This window comes from Lacticaseibacillus paracasei subsp. paracasei, assembly GCF_000829035.1.
Classification (GTDB): domain Bacteria; phylum Bacillota; class Bacilli; order Lactobacillales; family Lactobacillaceae; genus Lacticaseibacillus; species Lacticaseibacillus paracasei.
In genome coordinates this window covers 1,509,160-1,530,897 of the sequence record NZ_AP012541.1, presented here as the reverse complement: position 1 = coordinate 1,530,897, position 21,738 = coordinate 1,509,160, and the positions used below count along the sequence as shown (strand labels likewise).

At 45.6% G+C, this 21,738-nt stretch carries 25 protein-coding genes; 23 read left to right on the top strand and 2 right to left on the bottom strand.

Annotated elements, in window-relative coordinates; genetic code table 11:
* Positions 1 to 316: 316 nt before the first annotated feature.
* From LBPC_RS07490 to LBPC_RS07440, 11 genes are all read left to right on the top strand, one after another.
* Complete coding sequence (locus LBPC_RS07490; protein ID WP_003594580.1) at positions 317 to 1,303, top strand: PhoH family protein; 987 nt, start codon at positions 317 to 319, stop codon at positions 1,301 to 1,303.
* 3 nt (positions 1,304 to 1,306) lie between these two features.
* Positions 1,307 to 1,765, top strand: a complete 459-nt coding sequence (ybeY, locus tag LBPC_RS07485; protein ID WP_003565667.1) for an rRNA maturation RNase YbeY — start codon at positions 1,307 to 1,309, stop codon at positions 1,763 to 1,765.
* Positions 1,749 to 2,147 (top strand): diacylglycerol kinase, encoded by a 399-nt coding sequence (locus LBPC_RS07480; RefSeq protein ID WP_003565665.1) that lies wholly within the window; start codon positions 1,749 to 1,751, stop codon positions 2,145 to 2,147. Before ybeY ends, LBPC_RS07480 begins: the two co-directional genes overlap by 17 nt.
* A 1-nt stretch (position 2,148) precedes the next feature.
* Positions 2,149 to 2,538, top strand: a complete 390-nt coding sequence (locus LBPC_RS07475) for a cytidine deaminase (protein WP_003570376.1) — start codon at positions 2,149 to 2,151, stop codon at positions 2,536 to 2,538.
* Positions 2,535 to 3,437 (top strand): GTPase Era, encoded by a 903-nt coding sequence (gene era, locus LBPC_RS07470; RefSeq protein WP_003565663.1) that lies wholly within the window; start codon positions 2,535 to 2,537, stop codon positions 3,435 to 3,437. Before LBPC_RS07475 ends, era begins: the two co-directional genes overlap by 4 nt.
* Positions 3,437 to 4,216: a DNA repair protein RecO gene (recO, locus tag LBPC_RS07465; protein ID WP_003660829.1), complete on the top strand. Its 780-nt coding sequence runs from the start codon at positions 3,437 to 3,439 to the stop codon at positions 4,214 to 4,216. The genes era and recO overlap by 1 nt, the downstream gene beginning before the upstream one ends.
* Before the next feature lie 250 nt (positions 4,217 to 4,466).
* The gene (locus tag LBPC_RS07460; RefSeq protein ID WP_003575189.1) at positions 4,467 to 4,778 is read left to right on the top strand and encodes a hypothetical protein; all 312 of its coding nucleotides are present in this window, start codon (positions 4,467 to 4,469) and stop codon (positions 4,776 to 4,778) included.
* 168 nt (positions 4,779 to 4,946) lie between these two features.
* Positions 4,947 to 5,255: a hypothetical protein gene (locus tag LBPC_RS07455; RefSeq protein ID WP_003590883.1), complete on the top strand. Its 309-nt coding sequence runs from the start codon at positions 4,947 to 4,949 to the stop codon at positions 5,253 to 5,255.
* Positions 5,256 to 6,022: 767 nt separating this feature from the next.
* Positions 6,023 to 6,892, top strand: coding sequence for a hypothetical protein (locus LBPC_RS07450; protein ID WP_011674525.1), 870 nt, complete (start codon positions 6,023 to 6,025; stop codon positions 6,890 to 6,892).
* A gap of 40 nt (positions 6,893 to 6,932) precedes the next feature.
* Positions 6,933 to 7,493, top strand: a complete 561-nt coding sequence (locus LBPC_RS07445) for a hypothetical protein (RefSeq protein WP_003660832.1) — start codon at positions 6,933 to 6,935, stop codon at positions 7,491 to 7,493.
* 921 nt (positions 7,494 to 8,414) lie between these two features.
* Positions 8,415 to 9,659, top strand: a complete 1,245-nt coding sequence (locus tag LBPC_RS07440) for an ISL3 family transposase (protein WP_041091502.1) — start codon at positions 8,415 to 8,417, stop codon at positions 9,657 to 9,659.
* An 81-nt stretch (positions 9,660 to 9,740) separates the two neighbouring features.
* Here the strand turns inward: LBPC_RS07440 and LBPC_RS07435 are convergent, their stop codons facing one another.
* Positions 9,741 to 10,136 (bottom strand): PASTA domain-containing protein, encoded by a 396-nt coding sequence (locus LBPC_RS07435; RefSeq protein WP_003660836.1) that lies wholly within the window; start codon positions 10,134 to 10,136, stop codon positions 9,741 to 9,743.
* A gap of 617 nt (positions 10,137 to 10,753) precedes the next feature.
* Positions 10,754 to 10,975, bottom strand: a complete 222-nt coding sequence (locus tag LBPC_RS15500) for a hypothetical protein (protein ID WP_162259785.1) — start codon at positions 10,973 to 10,975, stop codon at positions 10,754 to 10,756.
* Positions 10,976 to 11,103: 128 nt separating this feature from the next.
* Between LBPC_RS15500 and LBPC_RS07430 the strand changes: the two genes are divergently transcribed.
* The 12 genes from LBPC_RS07430 to LBPC_RS07385 all read left to right on the top strand — a co-directional run bounded on the left by LBPC_RS07430 (position 11,104) and on the right by LBPC_RS07385 (position 21,698).
* Complete coding sequence (locus LBPC_RS07430) at positions 11,104 to 11,424, top strand: helix-turn-helix domain-containing protein (RefSeq protein WP_003660838.1); 321 nt, start codon at positions 11,104 to 11,106, stop codon at positions 11,422 to 11,424.
* A gap of 42 nt (positions 11,425 to 11,466) precedes the next feature.
* Positions 11,467 to 11,712 carry an Arm DNA-binding domain-containing protein gene (locus LBPC_RS17255; RefSeq protein ID WP_225358342.1) on the top strand — a complete coding sequence of 82 codons (246 nt, stop codon included), beginning with the start codon at positions 11,467 to 11,469 and terminating at the stop codon, positions 11,710 to 11,712.
* Positions 11,619 to 12,146, top strand: coding sequence for a phage integrase (locus LBPC_RS17250; RefSeq protein ID WP_003660840.1), 528 nt, complete (start codon positions 11,619 to 11,621; stop codon positions 12,144 to 12,146). The genes LBPC_RS17255 and LBPC_RS17250 overlap by 94 nt, the downstream gene beginning before the upstream one ends.
* Positions 12,127 to 12,636, top strand: a complete 510-nt coding sequence (locus LBPC_RS17245; RefSeq protein ID WP_003660842.1) for a site-specific integrase — start codon at positions 12,127 to 12,129, stop codon at positions 12,634 to 12,636. The genes LBPC_RS17250 and LBPC_RS17245 overlap by 20 nt, the downstream gene beginning before the upstream one ends.
* Positions 12,637 to 13,028: 392 nt before the next feature.
* Positions 13,029 to 13,925, top strand: coding sequence for a glycine--tRNA ligase subunit alpha (gene glyQ, locus LBPC_RS07420; protein WP_003579243.1), 897 nt, complete (start codon positions 13,029 to 13,031; stop codon positions 13,923 to 13,925).
* Position 13,926: 1 nt separating this feature from the next.
* Positions 13,927 to 15,996 carry a glycine--tRNA ligase subunit beta gene (gene glyS / locus LBPC_RS07415; protein ID WP_003660846.1) on the top strand — a complete coding sequence of 690 codons (2,070 nt, stop codon included), beginning with the start codon at positions 13,927 to 13,929 and terminating at the stop codon, positions 15,994 to 15,996.
* A 192-nt stretch (positions 15,997 to 16,188) separates the two neighbouring features.
* Positions 16,189 to 17,976, top strand: a complete 1,788-nt coding sequence (gene dnaG / locus LBPC_RS07410; RefSeq protein WP_003660849.1) for a DNA primase — start codon at positions 16,189 to 16,191, stop codon at positions 17,974 to 17,976.
* Positions 17,977 to 17,989: 13 nt separating this feature from the next.
* A complete protein-coding gene (rpoD, locus tag LBPC_RS07405) occupies positions 17,990 to 19,258 on the top strand; it encodes an RNA polymerase sigma factor RpoD (RefSeq protein ID WP_003565648.1) in 1,269 nt (422 codons plus the stop codon).
* 215 nt (positions 19,259 to 19,473) lie between these two features.
* Positions 19,474 to 20,184 carry a tRNA (adenine(22)-N(1))-methyltransferase gene (locus LBPC_RS07400; RefSeq protein ID WP_003594563.1) on the top strand — a complete coding sequence of 237 codons (711 nt, stop codon included), beginning with the start codon at positions 19,474 to 19,476 and terminating at the stop codon, positions 20,182 to 20,184.
* Positions 20,171 to 20,965, top strand: a complete 795-nt coding sequence (locus LBPC_RS07395) for a Nif3-like dinuclear metal center hexameric protein (RefSeq protein ID WP_003660853.1) — start codon at positions 20,171 to 20,173, stop codon at positions 20,963 to 20,965. Before LBPC_RS07400 ends, LBPC_RS07395 begins: the two co-directional genes overlap by 14 nt.
* Positions 20,966 to 21,107: 142 nt before the next feature.
* Positions 21,108 to 21,296: a 2-hydroxymuconate tautomerase gene (locus LBPC_RS07390; protein WP_003565643.1), complete on the top strand. Its 189-nt coding sequence runs from the start codon at positions 21,108 to 21,110 to the stop codon at positions 21,294 to 21,296.
* Between the two features lie 51 nt (positions 21,297 to 21,347).
* Complete coding sequence (locus LBPC_RS07385; protein ID WP_003565641.1) at positions 21,348 to 21,698, top strand: metal-sulfur cluster assembly factor; 351 nt, start codon at positions 21,348 to 21,350, stop codon at positions 21,696 to 21,698.
* Positions 21,699 to 21,738: the final 40 nt, after the last annotated feature.

The following is a 21,738-nucleotide window of genomic DNA, read 5'->3' as shown; positions in this document are numbered from 1 at the left end:
TAGCCGGCTTTTTTATATGGGTTTTGCGGGTGAATGGCGTGCGTGGTGATCAGATAAGAGTGCTGATTTTGCTGACGAATGGGTTTCCGTTAAATATCGTCTAACTTTGGTCAGACGATTGCTTCACGCTTTGCTTGGAAACGCGCGAGCAGGCGCAGAAACCTGCATATAAGGATCTTGAGACTAAATGACCAAAGACCGGTCATTTAGTCTCAAGGCCACTTATGCTCCGGTTTCTAACCGCGCCTGCTCGCGCTCTTAAAATATGCTAAACTGAGAGCATCATTGCTTAATAAATTTGTTAGGGGGCCAATATTTGGCACAAGAAACCTCGGAGAAAATTTTCCGTCTTAGTAATCCTGACATGGCGATTAACCTTGTCGGGATCAATGACGCTAATTTGACATTGATTGAAGAAGGATTGAATGTGCAGATCTCGCCTTTTGGGGATGAGTTGCGGATTCATGGTGATACTGAAGCGGTCAGCTTGACATTACAGTTACTTGAGGCGGCTAGTAAGTTATTAGCTCAAGGCATTAAATTGTCACCGCAGGACATCGCTAGCGCCGTTGCGATGGCCAAGCGTGGGACGCTTGAGTATTTTGCTGATATGTACAGTGAAACCTTGTTGCGCGATGCCAAAGGTCAGCCAATTCGGGTCAAAAACTTTGGGCAGCGCCAGTACGTTGATGCCATTAAGCATAACGATATCACGTTTGGCATTGGGCCAGCAGGCACTGGGAAGACATTCTTGGCCGTTGTCATGGCTGTCGCCGCGATGAAGGCAGGCCAAGTTGAGCGGATCATTTTGACTAGACCGGCAGTTGAAGCCGGTGAGAGTCTGGGTTTCTTGCCAGGCGACCTCAAGGAAAAAGTTGATCCCTATTTGCGTCCGGTATATGACGCCCTTTACGCTGTTTTGGGGAAAGAACACACAGATCGGCTCATGGATCGCGGTGTGATTGAAATTGCCCCGTTAGCTTATATGCGTGGCCGAACGTTGGATAATGCGTTTGCCATCCTTGATGAGGCGCAAAATACCACCCAAGCACAAATGAAAATGTTCCTGACCCGCTTAGGTTTTGGCTCAAAGATGATCGTCAATGGGGACATCACTCAAATTGATTTGCCGAACAACGCCAAAAGCGGACTGCTTCAGGCCGAGCAATTACTCAAAGGTATCAGTCACATTGCCTTTACCCAATTTTCGGCACAGGACGTTGTGCGGCATCCGGTTGTTGCAAAGATTATTGAGGCTTATGGTCGACACGACCTGCTGTTGCAGAAGAAGACGAAGGAGTAAGGGATGGACTTAGAATTATTCGATGACGATCAACTGCTGGATGACAAGCACCATGATCTCATCAAAAAACTAGTCGCTTTTTGCGGCAAACAGCTTAAGTTGCCTGAAAATACAGAAATGTCGATCACCTTGGTTGGGGATGATGAGATTGAGCGCATCAATCGCGAGTATCGTGAAACCGACCGGGTCACGGATGTTATCAGTTTTGCGATTGAAGAGGGCGAAGACGATTTGCCGCTGCTACCTGGCATGGCAAAGAACATCGGTGATCTTTTCATTGATCCACTGACCGTTCGCCGCCATGCCGAGGATTATGGGCACAGCTTTGAGCGCGAGCTGGGTTACACCGTCGTCCACGGTTTCTTGCATCTTAATGGCTACGACCACATTAAGCCAGAAGATGAAGCCGTCATGATCCCGCTTCAAAAGAAAATCCTCGCAGCTTATGGCCTTACCAGATAAACAAGTTGGCAAGAATAAACATTTCATCCAAAGTGCCCGTCACGCGCTCGATGGGCTGAAGGTGTTTTTTGTCGACGAAAATAATTTTAAGCGCGAATTTCTGAGTGCAACTCTGGTCATTGTTGCCGGCGTTGTCTTACAAGTTTCCGCTTTTTCATGGTTCGTGTTAGTTCTGGCAATCTTGTTGGTGTTTCTTGGCGAGTTGTTGAACACGATCGTTGAAAATGTTGTTGATTTTATTGTTGGCGATCAATATGACGCGCGCGCGAAGAAGATTAAGGACATGAGTGCCGGCGCGGTGCTCATCGTGTCGTTGATTGCCGTCGTCGCCGGTATTTATGTCTTTGGGCCACCACTTTTGGCCCTTTTTAGGAGTTGGTAAGTTGTCAGTTTTGCGTACAGCTGCTTTAGCGGCTCGAGAAAATGCCTATGTTCCGTATTCTCATTTTGCTGTCGGCGCGGCTGTCCGTGTCGGTGATCGCATTTTTTCAGGGGCAAATGTCGAAAATGCTAGTTACGGTCTTAGTAACTGTGCTGAACGCAGTGCTATTTTTGCGGCAGTCAGCGCGGGCTATTCGAAGCTGGATGAATTGCTGGTGATTGCAGATACCAAGGGACCAGTGGCCCCTTGTGGCGCTTGCCGCCAAGTCATTAGCGAATTCTTTGGCCCTAATGCTGTCATCACGCTTGCCAACGTTGCCGGACAGTCAGTTCAAACGACGCCACAGGCTTTACTGCCAGGTGCGTTTTCGAAAGGAGATCTTAACGCTTGAGTGAACATCATTCTGGTTTTGTTGCGATTATCGGTCGGCCCAACGTCGGCAAGTCAACGTTTATGAACCGTATTTTAGGTGAAAAAATCGCCATTATGTCGCCAAAGGCTCAGACGACCCGTAACAAAATAAACGGTATCTACACGACTCCTGACGCGCAGATCGTATTTGTCGACACACCAGGTATTCATAAGCCGAAAAATGAGCTGGATACCTATATGGATAAAGCGGCATTGTCAACTTTGAATCAAGTTGATGCCATCTTGTTCATGGTCGAAGCGGATGAGGAAAAAGGCCCTGGTGATGGCTATATCATGCGCCAACTGGCGGAAGTGAAAAAGCCGGTTTATTTGATCATTAATAAAATTGATCTAGTAAAACCTGACGATTTATTGCCGTTGATTGAAAGCTACCAGCATGACTATGCGTTTGCCCAAGTTTTTCCGATTAGTGCAACGATGGGAAACAATGTCGACGAGCTATTGACGGCATTGACCGATGCATTGCCAGTCGGTCCGCAATACTACCCCGAAGATCAGCTCACCGATCATCCTGAGTATTTTGTTGTCGGTGAACTTATCCGCGAAAAAATTCTCGAATTAACTCGCGATGAAGTGCCGCACGCTGTTGCCGTTCAAGTTGAGCGCATGAAAGATCGGGAAGGCGGTAAATTGCAGATCGAGGCGTATATTATCGTTGAACGCGATAGTCAAAAAGGCATCATTATTGGCCGCGGTGGGCAGATGCTTAAGCAGATCGGCATTCGCGCCCGACGTGACATCGAAAACCTGTTGGGCGACAAGGTGAACCTGAAGTTATGGGTTCGCGTCCAGAAAAATTGGCGTGATAATAATGCTTATCTGAAGTCGTTAGGGTACAACACGAAGGATCTTCGATAATGGTTAGGCAGACTGAAACATTTGAGGGACTGGTTATGTCCCGCCAGAACTATCGCGAATCTGATATGCTTGTCAAAATTTTGACCGATCGATTCGGCAAAAAAATGTTTCTTTTGAACCGGGCCCGTAAGCCCGGTTTTACTTTAGGTGCTGGTATTTTACCGTTTACTCACGCTGATTATATTGGTGAAGTTCGTGAATCCGGTCTATCTTATTTGTCTGCCATCAAAAATGCGACTCAATATCGGCAAATTTCTGATGACATCACCTTAAATGCTTATGCAGCCTATATTTTTGGATTAATCGATCTTGCTTTTCCAGATGGGCGGCCAGTCGGATTCTGGTTTAACCAAATCAAACAAGCCTTGTATCTCATTGATTCTGGCCTCGATCCACAGATTATCGCCAACGTGATTGAAGTCCAGATGCTTAAAGAATATGGCGTTGAGCCTAACTGGCGCGGTTGTGTGATTGACGGTCGCGCCGATTTGCCGCTTGATTTTTCCGAAAGTTATGGCGGTTTGCTGTGCCAAAATCACTGGGATAAAGATCCGCATCGACTTCATGCTAGTCCGCGGGCGATTTTTTACCTGCGACGCTTTAGCACGCTTGATCTCAACAAAGTGGAGCGCATCAACGTCAAACCTGATACCAAAGCAGAATTACGACGAATTTTGGATGTTATCTACACTGATATGGTCGGTGTGACCCCGAAAGCCAAACGTTTTTTGGATCAGATGCATCAATGGCAGGATCGCCTGCCTGATGACTCGGAATGATGGCTGATATCAGTGGCATAATTATTTACTATCAACATATTTTTGACTGGATAACTCTCCGAAACAAACACTGAATTAATTTAATTATCGTAATATGTCGCTTTTAGATGGAATAACGATACTTATTTATTCCATATTTCTTAATTTCTTATAGAAACTATTAACTATCTTCGCCGGCTATGGTATATTCAACTCGTAAACAGTTGACTAGATCATAGCATTTTTTGGTTTGTTGAGAGGAGCGGGCGTCATGGCAAGAACCTTACCGAAAGCTGTGAAAGTATGGGTAGCAGCGAATTTATTGGCAATTGAATTTGATAATGGGCAAACACGGTATATGCGATCACATTTTATTGATCAATATATCTCTGCTTGGTCATTACCAAAAGGCAAGAAAAGACGTAGACTATTGATAGTTGACCCAACATGGGCTTGGTTTGGTGCCAATCCAGTCATTGCCGCTGATGGTAGCTTGACAATCTTTGAAACCGATCGGTACACGCCAGAAGAACTTTGGGGCAATAGCAAGTCGCAGATTTATGAAGTTTCTGGGGTGCATTAATTAGCAATCTTCTGATAAAGGAAGCCAACGGGAATTGGCTTCCTTTTTTGGACAAAGACAAATGCACGATCACTTGTTGGTCTACGGTGGTATACTATCATGTAGTAAGCGTTTTTTTAATGCAATAAATGGTCGTTGGGTTTTGCATTACGTAAAGAAGGGTGCGTTATGTCAGAAATAACACCAAAAGCCGTCAAAGTCTGGCTGGCCGCCAATATATTGGCCATTGAGTTTGATAACGGCCAGACTCGTTATATGCGTTCACATTTCATCAAAGACTACCTGGATGCTTGGTCCCCGACGCGAGGCAAAGGCAAGCGCGTCAATTTGATAATTGCCCCAACATGGGAATGGTTTGGGGCAAATCCGCAAATTGCCGAAGACGGCACCTTGACACTCTTCGACAAGGACACCTATACACCTGAAGAATTGTGGAAGAATAGCAAGGAGCGGATCGATGAAGTTTCTGGCACTTAAGGAACTTTTGTAAATGATTGTTTGTTGGTTTAACCAATAGCCCACGATTATCAGTATTTCAATCTGAAAATAGAAAGCAGAGAGTTGGCGGAGCGGCGATGGGCTCAGTCGTGCCCACCACTCTAGCTGCGCGGTCGCCACCCCGAATCGCCGCGGAGCCAACTCGGAGTATCGGGGACTGCCCACCGAGAATAGAACGAGAAATGGCAATGTCTGCAGTTGCTTCAAAAACGTGTTCGCAGGCGCAGCTCGCCTACTCACACTCTGCTTGACAGGTTTTTTCGCGATGCAATACTAATAAGGAAATTGAATCGGTGATGAGAAAAAGGGTCGCAACGAAACCTTTTGAAGCGAGTCGGGGAAAGTGTAAGCCTGATAACGGTTGTTGTGATTGGCGTTTTCGAACCAAATGATGAAGCCGCAGGTAGTTTTTTCTATCTGAAGTAGGGTGGAACCGCGCATCTAGTTATTTATCTATGTTTTCATTGTTGAATTTACTGGCTTAGGGTCCTGAGGGGTGTTTCAAATAGTCGAAAAAGTAGCTTGTTTCATGGCTGTTTTCAACATTTTATTTAGCATCTAGATAACATGAGATCACATATAATTTGGGAAAATAAAATAACACCAGCAGGCATGCTAGCCTTACCTAATGTGGTAGGGCTATTTTTGTGCCATGGATAATTGCCAGAAAGAAATTGCTGGTGGTCAATAGTGAGAGCTATACTGTTGTTGATCTATTTATTCATCAAATCTTATGGAGGGTACAAATGTTAAAGAAAATGGTAATCTTCGGTTTGCTTGCGCTTACTATGGCGGGATGTGGGTCACCATCCGCGACTGACAAGCCCGAGTCAACTAGCTCCGTTGAGATTGCTAGCAAGTACTATCATCAGCTAGATAAAAAGGAGCAGTCAATGGTGTTCTTTACTTTTAAAGCTGTTGCAGATGACTCCCAAGACGGCGGAAAGTACATCGTTGATATGAAGGTCAGAAATGGCACTAAAAGCCAGCTCAAGTTTGACCTTAGTAAGTTTATTTTAAGCACAAGTAATACTGGGACACCCATCAAATCAGTGAAGCATGGTGATCTTACTATTGCACCAATGCGAACGAAGACAGTTACAGGGTTGTTTGATTCAGCGACTGCGGCCAACTTTAATGGTGTTGGCGAGTTTTGCTACTTAAGCCGAGATTTCTTATTGGCTTATAGCTATGGGGCGGATAAGACTGCTGGTGCTACAACAGATAACCTTAAGGTGGCCTCACTGATCGTCCAAAACAAGGCTACAACTCAGAAACCATCTGAATCTGCCGTCAACACACAAAGTCAAGCTGCTACAAGTGCACCCGACAGCGAAACTAGTCAACAGACAAGCCAAGCTTCCACACAACCGACTACTCAGCAATCTCAGGCAAGCAGTGAATCAGTGCGCATTGTTAATAGTGCTGAGCAAGCCATGCAAATAGCCGCACCTTTTCTCAACACAACAGTTAACGCTCTTAGGGCAACACCTGTAGACGATGGATGGCAGGTTGGACCCAAAATGACATATGCAGATGTAATTGTCCATTACAATGGCCGGGTATTTTCACCAGCGAACCCTGCAACGGGCCAACCGGATCACTGGTTAAACTGAGATTAGTAAAAAGGTCGCATCTTTTTGGGAGTTCTTAATAATGAGAGAACGTAACAGGCAGGTACCACAGCGTAAATCTAGAAACAAGTTTTTATTCATTATTGGTATAGCTGTAATTATGGGGTTGCTTTGGGTAAAAAGTGCTGGAGACAATCCATCATATGTTGTCCCTGGCAAGATATTTGAAGTTCAATCTGCTGGTGGAGTTGGAACTGCAAATCACATGTCTATTGGCTACATAGCATTTGGCTCGCGGCAAGACAATTTTGGGTGTCTTTATATACTTGCATCTAGGAAAGACGAAGAAAAAATGAATGATAGCGGGGAACTGTCTGAAAAGCTGCATGTAGCAGGAGTCTGGACAAATCGTGATAATGGTAGCATTATAGAATGCCCCTATGGATTGCAACTAGCGCAAGCTATGGATGATCCGGATGCGTTTTATCCAGAGCTTTCAATGTCCGTATACAAAGTATCTGGGATATTCAAGAAAACACTAGAAGTCAAGCGTAAGTTCACTTCGTTTCTTCAACCTGATAAGGAATCATCAGACAATGTGAAACTCGTAGAAGTCGGAACAATCAAAGAAAACAAAAAATAAAACTTTAAAAAACAGTATCTTCATCCATTAGGCAACACTTCCTTTTGTGCCTTGCTACTAATCTAACAACCAGCTACCTAAGTGCTGCACACGTCCTATTTGTTTCTCATTTGCCATCTAAGGCGTTCTCCTAGTTGCTTGGTGTGATGGTGTGATTGTGCCTGATTGGGTAAAGATACGTCAGGTGCTTCTAAAGTGTGTCTCACAGCAGCTAAGTAGAATTAAAGGAGCTTTAAAAGGGGTGCATCATGTGACCATGGTGTGCTTATTCATTTCCATTTGTTATTAGTCAATTCATTGCTGTACCCATAGAAGACTCATATTGGCTCTCTAAGCTATTTTATCATCTCGGGCGTGTGTAATTCATACCCATTCGTCCATAAGGCGTTATATGGTATTACATGAGCATCATAAGATTGTCCACCTGTTCCACCTGATTGGGAAGTGGGCACCATTGTGATTTGAACCAGACACTATAGGATACCCATAGAAGGCTTACATTGGCTCTCTAAGACAAGTTGGCATCGATGCATTTTGTGCATCATGCATCTAAAACGGAATAGACGGGGCATAATTTGTGTTTTAAAGAGGAGACAGTAAAGGGCACAATGCTCAAATGTTCAAAAGTCGTGGTCAATCTTCTAACCCTTATTTCCGTTTTGAAATTGCTATAAACTGCTATAAACATGGGTACACACTTGTAAAAACTGATGAATAGAGTAAGCACGTGTAACCCTTTTCCATTTTGAAGGACCCATAATCCTGGTAGACACTTTTTCAATGGGTCTACACTTTCTGGTGTTGAGAAATAATCAACACTGAACGTGTAGGCCCTTTTTGGATAACGCAAAAAGACACCTACTCAGTGTCCATGCTATGCTTGTTAGCGTCGAAACCAAAAGCAAGCGAGGTTATGAGTAAATGTCCCAATACGATCCTACACTGTCCGTCCTTGGAATACCAGACCATAATATCAAAGTAGCCTTTGTTCGTCATGAATATCGCGGCAACGGGGTACGTCGCCGCCAGTATCATGTGATTGATGCCGAGCTGACTTACCGGTTAACCCGGTGCCCACTGTGTGGCTTTGAGGCCTTGCACCCTAACGGGTTTTACACGGCCCACGTGCGCGTCCTCAACGGGGTTGAAATGCCGACAGTCATTGACTTGCACAAGCAACGATGGCGCTGTCATAACTGTTACCACACAGTCAGTGCCAAGACGCCACTCGTGCAACCCAACCACACGATCGCCGCTCACATGACAGAACGAATCATGAAGTTAGCGCATGAACGGTTGCCAGTCAAAACCATCGCCCGTATTATCGGAATCTCAGCCTCCTCGGTTCAACGGATCATTGACCAAAATCTCAAACTCCGACCGGCTCGCCGGCTACCCACGCGACTCTGCTTTGATGAGTTCCGTTCCACTCATGGCATGATGTCGTTTATCTGTCTTGATGCCGATTCACATCGTCTGATTGCCTTGCTTGGTGACCGATTCAACCGCACGATTAAAAACTTCTTCATCGCTCATTATTCACTCGCTGAACGCACTCGGGTCCAGACGGTCACCATGGACATGAATGCAGCTTATCAGACGATTATTCATGAGGTTTTCCCCAAGGCCCAAGTCGTCATTGATCGGTTCCATATCATTCAACTTGCGGCTCGTGCCCTTGATCAGGTACGCGTCCAAGCGCTCAAACAGCTTGATGACAAACACAGCCGTCCTTATAAGATCATGAAGACAAACTGGCGGCTTTTTCATCAAACTGCGCCTGACGCTAAACACAAACAGTTCCTGTTTGGTTTGAATGAATACATCACGCAACAGGAGGCCATCGATATCGCACTTGATACTGAGCCCAAGCTCAAGCAAACCTACGAGACCTACTTAGCGCTTCATGATGCTTTGATGGTGAAGAAACATCCCGCGGAGCTGGCAAACCTGTTAGCTACTTACGAGCCAAACGGTACGGCAATGGACATGACGATCGCGAAGCTTAAGCGACACAAAATCGCTGTTCTCGCCGCTGTCACCAGCCCTTATTCCAACGGTCCGATCGAAGGCGTTAACCGCCTCATCAAGTCACTCAAACGATCCTGTTTTGGCTTCAAGAATCAGCTGAACTTCTTCAAACGAATCTACCAAATCACGGCATAACATGACAAAGACGGCTCCCCAAATGGAGAACCGCCTCAAATGATAAATTTATTCTTCAACACCAGTTGACGCAGAGCCAAATTAACTCAGTAACTTATAACGCCAAGATCTACTTTTAGTAAGTACGCTCTCATCAGCGGTGTAAATCTTGACTAAGCTACCTTTGTGAACACCTTTTAAAATTAAACTTGGTGTGTCATACTCCATCTCAACAACTTCTCCAGGTGCATATTGTGCATATTTTTTGTTTGGTGTTCGTTGCTGTAAAATAGAAACTTTTAAGCCAAGCGACTCTAATACATCCTTTGCTTCCTTTGCCTGCATTCCTAATACATTGGGGACTTTAACGTTGTTGTCCACGGTCTTTTCTACAGCTTCTGTAGTCTTCTGAACAATTGGAGATATTACTGCGTGTACAGTGTCGTCACTTACTAATGACTGCCTGGCCATTTTCCCAAGATTCTTTATTAATCCCATCTTGTTAACCCACTTTCTAGTGTCTTCTGTTGGTCCACTAAGCTAGCTCTTATTTTATTACTTTATGTTAGCTTTGGAAATTGTTGAAAATAGTTTCATATATATTTCACCTTAAGCGCTTTGTGTTAGCATTGGTAGCATCCATGGGTGGAAGTAGGTAATTGCTGATAGTTCCCCCTTGCCACAAAAAAGTGACTGTGGGTGGCTCTTCACCACCAATTGCATACACAGCCTAGTTATTAACCCATGATAATCACGTTGCTAATAACCAGCATCCAGTTACCACTCTAGTCCTGCCCAGAGTACCATGTGCATGAGTTTGAGATTTATTTAGCTGTTAACTGTGCGGTCTAACTCCTGAAAACACCTCTAATACACATGGCCGGATGACCTCACAGCTCGTTAAAGCTGTCAAGACGTTCCACCCCTACCATTTACCATTTAAAGTCCGGAAGGCCGTAGACACCAAGGATTTGACGATAGGGAACCTGACTGGGATTTCTTACCGGCTGGACTTTATAGCATCGGCTCCAGCTGACCACCTGACTTTATTTCAACCGTGAGCAGGTATGCTGTGACACGAACATAACAATCATGATATACTTATTTTGTCTTGACTAGACAATCAGTATAATGACCCATTGGCGTGGGTGATTATTGCGGATATTCAGTTTTGGGTATCTGTTTTGATTGCTACTTCGCATTGGCGTGCGGGGTAGTTTTTTATTGTCTTCAAGAAATTGAATCAGAGCACCAATAAAGATTCCTGCTAGAGTTGCAAAACATAAAGCCGCAAGTGTGATCTGATGAGACACAAGCCAAATAAAGATATCAACCAAATTTGCACCTTCTTTTAATGTGTAAGCTAACTACACTGTGCTATAATCTTTACATGAATCATCATAAATTGTTTTAGTGAATACGTAAACACTGTGTTCTTAATTTTATAAGAAAGGAGATTGATCTAATGCTTTTATCTGGAGAACAAATTAAGCAGCTACGGAATGCGCGGCGAATATCTCAAGTAGACTTGTCACGTGTAACCGGATTATCGGCGTCTCTAATAAGTTCATATGAAGCCGGAACACGAAATGTCACTCAAGAGGCATCTGATAAGATTGCAATTGCTTTCAATGGCATAACTCCAATCAATCCAGCAGAACGTACGCAGACTGCTGATCTTGATGATGACAAAACGCTTGTTAAAATGAACGGAATACCACTTATGCCTGCTGAAAAGGCCTTGCTAAAAGCTTTAGCGAAAGCAATGCTGGATCAGCGTAAATAGTTAGCTCTCTACATAGCCTGCTGGCGATGAAGGGACAAAATTATGGCTTCAATCAGGAGTTACAAACTTGATAGTGGAAAAAGACGGTGGAAGGTATCCGTTTATGTTGGAATTGATCCAAAGACTGGACATAAGAAGTATGTTGTAAAAGGAGGTAAGCTCACACGACAAGACGCTATTAAAGCAGGGCTGATTTGGAGAAAGCTGTTCAGAATGGTGAACTCACGGTTGCACCTAAAACTGATAAAGTTGCACGAAAGTTTAAAGATGTCTATGAAGAATGGCTAAAATCATACAAGCTCACAGTCAGGGAAAGTGCATGGTCCAAGACTCGTGACTGCTTCAATCTCCATATTTTGCCTGATCTAGGCGACATGTACATTGATAAGATCACTCCACAAGATGTCCAAACTGCGGTGAATAGATGGTTTAAACAGTCTCCAGTGGCATTTAAACGGTCCTTTGTTCATATCAACCGAATACTTACCTATGCTGAACTCAGGGACTATATCCCACACAATCCTGCAAGACGCATCATCTTACCACGTGTCCAAGACAAGATTGGCTCCACAAACGACTTCTGGGATAGACGTCAATTGGAAGTGTTTTTCAATTGTATTAACCCTGATAGGGAACTTTACAAGTATGTGCTGTTTCGTATCCTAGCTTATGCCGGTTTAAGAATTGGCGAGGCTATGGCGTTTGAATTGGGAAGACATTGATTTCAAAAAGCGACTAATTAGTGTCAACAAAACTGTTTCACTCGGTGTGCATGGGAAGCTGATTGTTAATCCGCCAAAAACCAGAGCAAGTAGGCATGATGTCCCAGTTGATTCAGAAACTATTAATTGGCTAAAGCGATGGCGAATTGAACAACCTGACTATGTATATGGCTACGTCAAGCTTTCAACTCATCACCAACTTCTGTTCACTACTAAGACAGGTAACCGTTTCCGTGTTGACAAACCGCGCATGTGGTTTAGTACCATTATTCGTAACAACAACTTGGCACCGGTTATATCGTTGCACAAGTTTCGTAAAAGCTATATCTCTAATCTTTTGATTGCCGGTGTCGCTGTCAGTACGGTCCAAAAGATGGTCGGACATACCGACCCCAGAATCACCTTGCAAATCTATGCCCGTGTCCATCAGGAACAAGAAGTGGAGGCCGCAGAGAAGCTGGCAGGGTATTTAAAAACCGGTAAAAAATAACTGCTGTAGCTCCACTGGCAAAAAGGGGTACAGACGACAGGGAAAACATGAGAGATAACATGAGGGAAAACATGGCAAAATTGCTTACAATTAGGTGCTTTCAGAAAATCTATTGACACGTTTTTCCGCGATGCTATACTAATAAGGAAATTGAATCGGTGATGAGAAAAAGGGTCGCAACGAAACCTATTGAAGCGAGTCGGGGAAAGTGTAAGCCTGATAACGGTTGTTGTGATTGGCGTTTTCGAACCAAATGATGAAGCCGCAGGTAGTTTTTTCTATCTGAAGTAGGGTGGAACCGCGCATAAGCGTCCCTACGCCATTAATTGGCGTAGGGATTTTTTCGTGTCCCGAAGCCAATCCCACTTCAATTCACCGGGAAAGAGGCAATGATGACAAAAAAAATGGACATCCAAACGATGATCCTAACCCTCCAAAAATTTTGGGGTGACAAGGGCTGTATGCTCATGCAAGCTTACGACGTGGAAAAAGGGGCGGGGACAATGAGTCCGTACACTTTCTTACGCGCCATTGGACCAGAACCATGGAATGCTGCGTATGTTGAACCGTCTCGACGTCCAGCTGACGGCCGATATGGCGAAAACCCCAACCGGTTGTTTCAGCATCATCAATTCCAAGTCGTTATGAAACCATCTCCTGAAAATATTCAAGAATATTACTTGGATTCGCTTGCTGCACTCGGCATTAATCCATTGGAACATGATATTCGGTTTGTTGAAGATAACTGGGAAAATCCATCCATGGGCTGTGCCGGTGTTGGTTGGGAAGTTTGGCTTGACGGCATGGAAGTCAGTCAGTTTACCTACTTCCAAGTCGTCGGTGGACTTGAAGTATCGCCAGTTACCAGCGAAATCACTTATGGGGTCGAACGACTTGCCTCCTATATTCAAGATGTGAACAGTGTCTTTGATCTTGAATGGGGCGACGGTGTTTTGTATGGGGATATTTTCAAGGAACCTGAATACGAACACAGCAAGTATGCTTTCGAAGTCAGCAATCAAGAGATGCTGCTGAAGTTCTTCGACGCCTATGAAAAGGAAGCTTGGCGTTTGATGGATCTCGGTCTGGTTCATCCAGCTTATGATTACATTCTTAAATGCAGCCATACCTTTAATCTTTTGGATGCCCGAGGAGCTGTCTCGGTTACTGAGCGGGCCGGTTACATGAGCCGCATTCGCAAGATGGCTCACAAAGTTGCTCGGGCATTTGTGGCTGAACGCAAGAAGCTTGGCTTCCCATTACTGCAACATCAAACGGAGGTGGAATAACATGACGCATCAATATCTGATTGAAATCGGGCTTGAGGACATGCCGGCGCATGTGGTGACGCCGAGTTTGCAACAGTTTCACGATAAAACCGTCGCTTTTTTGAAAGAAAATCATCTCGATCATGGCGCGATTGACCAGTATGCAACACCGCGGCGCCTAGCATTGCTGATTCACGACCTCGCCGACAAGCAAGAGGACGTCGAAGAAGACGTCAAAGGCCCAGCTAAGAAAATTGCGCAAGATGCAGATGGCAACTGGACCAAGGCGGCGATCGGCTTTTCTCGCGGCCAAGGCATGACCCCTGATGACATTGTCTTTAAAACGATCAAAGGTGTGGATTACGTTTATCTGCATAAGGCAATCAAGGGCAAAACAGCAGCAGCTATTTTACCAGGTATGCTGGATGTCATTAAAAGCCTGACCTTCCCAACCCGAATGAAGTGGGGCGCTTATGACTTCGAGTACATTCGGCCGATTCATTGGCTGGTCAGCTTACTGGATGATGCGATTGTCCCGATGAAGTTGCTGGATGTTGACGCTGGCAGAACCACTCAAGGGCATCGCTTCCTTGGCAGACCAGTGACTCTCGGCAATGCGGCCGACTATGTTGCGGCCTTAAAAGCACAATTTGTGATTGTTGAACCGGCAGCGCGCAAGCAATTGATTAGCGATCAGATTCACCAAATTGCCGCTGATCATCAATGGCAGATTGATCTGGATGCAGACTTGCTGGAGGAGGTCAATAATCTTGTTGAATGGCCAACTGCATTTGCTGGTAATTTTGATGAAAAGTATCTCAAAATTCCTGAAGCTGTGCTGATCACCTCAATGAAAGATAATCAACGTTACTTCTATGCCCGGGATGCGTCAGGAAAGATGGTCAATGCGTTTATTGGTGTTCGTAACGGTAATGCTGATCATTTAGCCAATGTGATTGCGGGCAATGAAAAGGTATTGACCGCGCGATTGGAAGATGCTGCTTTCTTCTATGCGGAAGATCAAAAGCGTAGCATTGCTGACGATGTTGATCGTTTGAAAGCTGTTAGTTTTCACGATAAAATCAGTTCCATGTACGACAAAATGGCTCGAACAAGGGTTATCGCCGATTTGTTGGCGGATCGTTTTGGCTTATCTGCGACTGATAAGGCTGATCTGGACCGAGCAGCTTCGATTTACAAATTCGACCTTGTCACTTCAATGGTTGGTGAGTTTCCAGAATTGCAAGGTATTATGGGCGAACATTATGCGCAATTGGCAGGTGAGAAACCAGCTGTTGCCCAGGCTATTGCTGAGCATTACGAGCCGATTTCTGCGGATGGGGCGTTGCCAGAAAGCTTAGTCGGCACCGTACTTGCCATTGCAGACAAATTCGATTCGTTAATGAGTTTCTTCGCGGTTGATCTGATTCCAAGTGGCTCAAACGATCCTTATGCGCTGCGCCGTCAAGCTTACGGGATTGTTCGAATGATCGCCAAACATGATTGGCCATTTGCCGTTGCTGAACTGCAGACGACGATTGCTGATGCCTTGAAGGCAGCAGGAAAAACCAATAATCTTGATTTTGCTGCGCATCAACAGGATTTGAATGCATTCATGATTGACCGTGCCAAACAAGTCTTGCAAGGTCAGAAGATCCGCCATGACATTGTGGATGCAGTGACAGTTCGCGCTGATGCCGATCTTGCCGGTATCTTGGATGCTGCCAAGATCCTTTCTGCGCACGCGGACGATACTGATTTCAAACCTGTCATGGAAGCACTTGGACGTGTGTTGCGGATTACCAAGAAGCAGCAGGTAAAAGTCGATGTGGATACGGCGAAGTTTGAGAATCCGAGCGAAGGTCAGTTGTATGATGCAACGGTGGCGACTGCCAAGAAGTTTGATGATGAACCGACGGAAGCCGATTATCAGGCGCTTAAGGCACTCGCAGATCCAATTAATGCGTACTTTGATGCCACAATGGTCATGGCCGACGATCAAGCCATTCGCCAAAATCGCTTGGCAGCTTTGCTTCAACTTGCCGCATTGATCAAGCAATTTGGCGATGTGAGTCAAGTCATTGTTAAGTAGCCTTGCATTCCAAGCCTAAACAGGCTATACTGTATTTTGTATTATTATGCCGATAGACTATCAAAAAGTCGCATTTCAACTCAGAAGTGCGACTTTTTACCGCTATTTCGGGTAACGTGTGTTGGGCGTCTGCAGGCTGTCAAACAGCTCTGCGGCACATGTCATGAAAGGGAGTGAGCTGACATCGCCGGAATGATTCCTGAGGCTACTGTCGACAAAGTCCTTAAAGCTGTCAATATTGCTGATTATATTGGCCAATATGTGCAATTACGCAAGACCGGGCAGAATCTGTTTGGCTTGTGTCCTTTTCACGAAGAACACACCCCATCATTTTCTGTGAATGAACCTAAGCAGATTTTTCACTGTTTTTCGTGCGGCCGCGGCGGCAATGTTTTTAAATTCGTGATGGACTATGATAACGCCACCTTCCCGGAGGCAGTTAAAAAAGTGGCGGATTTTGCTGGCATGCCACTGGATGTTCAGGTGGGTCATGCAGCACCGGTTGATCCAGAGATCAGCAAGCAACAGCATATTTTGCAAGACACGGCCGATCTATTTCATCATATTTTGATGAATACGGAGAAAGGTCAGACTGCACTTGATTATTTGCACAAACGTGGCTTAACTGATGACACAATTGAAGCTTTTCAACTGGGGTATGCGCCTGAAGAACGTAATCTGTTAGTAGCGTTTCTTAATAATCGCAAAGTCGACTATCAAGATCAGCGTGCCAGCGGTTTGTTCGTAGAGGATCAAGAAGGAAAATTGTTCGATCGGTTTAACGATCGCGTCATGTTTCCGCTAACGGACAGTCATGGTCAAGTGATTGGTTTTTCCGGGCGGATTCTAAGCAAGGACAAGACCCAAGCTAAATACTTGAACAGTCCCGAAACCAAGCTTTTCAACAAGCGTGATGTCCTATTTAATCTTCATCGTGCCAAAGCCGATTTTGGCCGTGATGGCGGCCCGATTCTTTTTGAAGGCTATATGGATGTGATCGCTGCGTACCAAGCCGGTGTAAAAACCGGGATTGCTTCCATGGGAACAAGCTTAACTACTGAGCAGGTTGACATCATTAGCCACTTAAGCAAGCGATTAACCGTGTGTTACGATGGTGATGAACCAGGGCAAAAGGCGATTGAACGTGCGGTTGCCATGTTGGCTGATCATCCGCGATTACAAACGGATGTGGTCGTTTTGCCGGACGGGATGGATCCTGATGAGTTCATTCGTGCCCGTGGTGCCGAAGCCTTCCAAGCGCAAGTCAAATCCGTATTGACGCCGACCGCGTTTATCCTGCAATTCTTAGCGCGCGGGGTTGACATGAACAATGATCAGGCTAAACTGACGTATCTGAACGCGGCTTTAAAAACCATCGGTAAGATTTCGAATCCGGTAGCGCGGGCAGTTTATGTGAAGCAGTTAGCTGACACGACTGGCGTACCTGAGAGCGCTCTGAATCAAAGCCTGCCAGCGCCGCAGCAAGCCGTGCAACAACAGTCGTCGGCTCCTGTGAGCTATCAAACCGCGCCGGTTAATCAACCAGTTCGGCCAATTGATCGTTACACTGCAGCCCAACGACAATTACTGTATTATGTTTGGCACGATGATTTAGTGATGCAGCGTTTAAAAAATACTGCTTTCACATTTCCAGTGCCACATTTTCAGACGCTCTTTACCGGATGGCTAGATTTTCTCCATGAGCAGCCTGATGGCGAGTTAGCTGGATTCCTGGATCGAGTCGATCCGGATCTGAGCGGGGTGGCGGCTTCGGTGGCGATGCAGGTTTTGCCTGAGGCGACTGAGGCAACGATTGACGAGTTGATTCAGACGATTACGTCCGCTTCAACTGTCGAACGGCTGCAGGCCATCAAGCAGGCCATCACAGAGGCACAGCGACTTGGCGATAAGCAGAAACTAGGCGAGCTAACGGTGCAGTATGTGAATCTCATGAAACTTTTGAAACAACAACAAGGCTAGGGGAGGAACTTTAATGGCTGATAAAAAAACAGCAACTGAAGTAGACAAGACCACAAAGAAGACAACGGCTAAGCCAGCAGCAAAAACTGCGGCTAAGACAACCGCTGTCAAGGCGGCGGCAAAAAAGACCACCGCGAAGAAAACTACGGTCAAGAAGACTACCGCTAGCAGCAAACGCACGACCAAAACGACAACGAAAGCATTCGACGATGCTGTCAAGGCCGTGATTAAAGATTACAAGAAGAAGAAACAAATTACTGAAGATGACCTGACCGACAAGTTGGTTAAGCCGTTTGAGCTCAAGAGTGGTGCCATTGACGATCTGATGCAAAAGATCGAGGATAATGGGATTGCTATTGTTGATGAAAATGGCGAGCCAGCAGCGATTAGCTTGAAGAAGCAAAAGAAGGTTTCCAAGAAGGAAATGAGTGACATGTCCGCACCTTCAGGGGTCAAAATCAATGACCCTGTGCGGATGTACCTGAAGGAAATCGGCCGAGTTTCCTTGCTGACAGCTGATGAAGAAGTTGCCCTTGCCTTGAAGATTGAACAAGGTGATCAAGAAGCTAAGCAACGTTTGGCTGAAGCTAACTTGCGACTGGTTGTTTCCATCGCTAAGCGTTATGTTGGTCGCGGCATGCAATTCCTGGATCTGATTCAGGAAGGGAACATGGGGCTGATGAAGGCGGTCGAGAAATTCGATTACCGGAAAGGCTTTAAGTTCTCAACGTATGCCACCTGGTGGATTCGGCAGGCTATTACCCGTGCCATCGCTGACCAAGCCCGGACAATTCGGATTCCAGTGCATATGGTTGAAACCATTAACAAATTGATTCGGATTCAACGGCAACTGCTTCAAGACCTTGGTCGTGAACCAACGCCTGAAGAAATCGGCGCGGAAATGGACATGCCAACTGAAAAGGTTCGCGAAATCCTGAAGATTGCGCAAGAACCTGTTTCCTTGGAAACGCCAATTGGTGAAGAGGATGATTCACATCTTGGCGACTTCATTGAAGACCAAGACGCCACCAGTCCTGAAGACCATGCTTCCTATGAACTGCTCAAAGAACAGTTGGAAAGTGTGCTGGATACCTTAACGGATCGTGAAGAAAATGTTTTGCGGTTGCGTTTTGGACTCGATGATGGCCGGACCCGTACCTTGGAAGAGGTCGGCAAGGTCTTTGGCGTGACCCGCGAGCGAATTCGTCAAATCGAAGCTAAGGCATTGCGGAAGCTCCGCCACCCAAGCCGTTCCAAGCAACTTAAGGATTTTCTTGAGTAATGAACGTTTGTTAGCTGATAAAGCCGTCTGCCTCATTAGTGAGGTAGGCGGCTTTTTCGTACGTCATCATGTGGCGAAGGCCCTCATTCAGATTCGAATACCGGAAATCTTTGATGTTTCTGAGGACGTAACCCGCTTTTCAGAAAAGTTAACTAACTGTTCGGCGTAGTTTGTTATAATGAAAACTGTTAACGAGATGAGGAGAAAGTATAGTCATGGATCATATTCATTTATCAAAACGGCTTCAGGCCATTAGCAGTTTTATTGAGGCAGGCGAACGGGTAGCGGATATCGGCACAGATCACGCTTTTTTGCCGATTTACTTGGTACAGCAGCAACGCATCAATTTTGCGATTGCCAGTGATATTGGAGCGGGACCGGTCGCAATTGCCAAGCAAAACGTTGCGGATGCTGGGTTAACTGCGCAGATCAGCGTCCGTCAAGCTGACGGTTTGGCAAGTATCATGCCTGACGATGCCATTTCAACGGTTGTCATTGCTGGAATGGGCGGTCAGCTGATGACGGATATTCTTGAAGCTGGCCAGCCACAACTAGACGGTACCGAAACCTTGGTACTGGCTCCTAATCGACACCAATACGATGTCCGTTTATGGCTTGATCAGCATGGTTATGGCATTATCGGCGAGGACATTGTCGAAGATGAAGGTCATATTTACGAACTGATGGCAGCTGGTCGAACGCGCCCGGATGTGCCTTATTCGGAAGCTGATTTACGCTTCGGGCCGATTTTACGGCGGCAAAAGAGTCCAACTTTTATGAAAAAAATGCACCGCGAAGCTGAGAAAACCGAGGCTGTGCTTGAAGGTTTGGCTGATGCACAGATGGTGCCGCTAGAAAAGATTCGCGAACAACAAAAAATTTTATCATTAATCAAGGAGGAATTAGACGCACATGACGAGCGGTAAACAGATTATTAATCGATTTGAAGACTTTGCCCCCCTAAGTTTGGCATGGGAACGCGATCCAAGCGGGCTGCAATTAGGTAACCCAGATAAACCAGTTAAAACCGTCCTCGTAACATTAGATGTCCGGCCGGAAGTGGTCACTGAAGCCGAGGCGATTCATGCTGATATGATCTTTTCTCATCATCCAGCGATGTTTCGACCAGTGCATAACTTGGATTTGCGGGTTCCGCAGAATGCCATGTACGCCCAAATTCTAAAGGATGACTTGCTGGTCTATGCAGCGCATACTAACCTTGATCGCGTCCAAGACGGGATGAATGACTGGCTGGCAGAAGCGTTGGGATTAAGTCAAGTTGTGCCTTTTATCAATGAAGGTGAAGGCGCCAACATGGGCCGAATTGGCTTGTTACCAGACAAAATTCGCCTTGATGCTTTTGTTGAACAAGTCAAAGCAGCCTATAACGTTAAAGGGTTGCGCGTGGTTGCCCGCGATCTAGACCGGCTAGTTCAAAAAGTGGCTATTCTCGGCGGTGATGGCGGTGATGCCTTCAACGATGCCAAGCAAGCTGGCGCCGATGTCTTTATCACTGGCGATGTGTATTACCATACCGGTCACGATATGCTAGCCGCCGACCTGCCCGTGATTGATCCCGGCCACCATATCGAGTCGATTATGAAAGGCAAAGTTGCGACTTTGATCAACGAATGGGCCGATGCAGAAGGATGGGATGTTAAAGCCATACCATCTAAACTATCGACTGATCCGTTTACTTTCATGTGATTGGGAAAAATTTTCCAGTAAATGCGATTTTTAAATGGAATTGACAAAGAGCAAACCACATAGCATAGGTGCGAAAATCTTACACTCATGCTAAAATAAAGCAAATTAACTCTCGGCTTTTGCCGCCAAAGGAGCGAATACCATGCCATTAGTTCACATTGATTTGATTGAAGGCCGTTCACCGGAGCAACTGAAAGCCCTTGTGAAAGACGTGACAGATGCCATTGTCAAAGATACTGGCGCACCCGCTGAGCATATTCACATTGTTCTTAACGAAATGGCTAAGGAACATTATTCAGTTGCCGGTGTACTTGCATCAGATAAGGCTTAACGGGTGGCTTTGAGCAATCAGTGCCGGGTCACAGAAGGGAAGGGTTCAACGATGGCAGACACCAGCGATCAGGCAGCCTCACAAGATCAGGCTTATTTTGATAAAATGAAACAGCAAATTCTTGACGCTTTGGAAACCGTCATTGACCCAGAGCTCGGTGTCGACTTAATTAACCTCGGCTTGATTTATGGGGTTGATTTAGATGAAAGCGGCAAATGTACCGTTGAAATGACATTGACAACGATGGGCTGTCCTTTGACAGACATGTTGGATGCTGATATTAAACGGGCACTGACAACGATTGACGGGATTACCAGCGTTGAAATTCATTTAGTTTGGTATCCAGCGTGGGGGCCAGAACGCCTCAGTCGGTATGCCAAAATGGCGCTGGGCATTCATTAACCGGCGTTTAGACACGGAATGCAAAAGCCGCCGTTTAAGG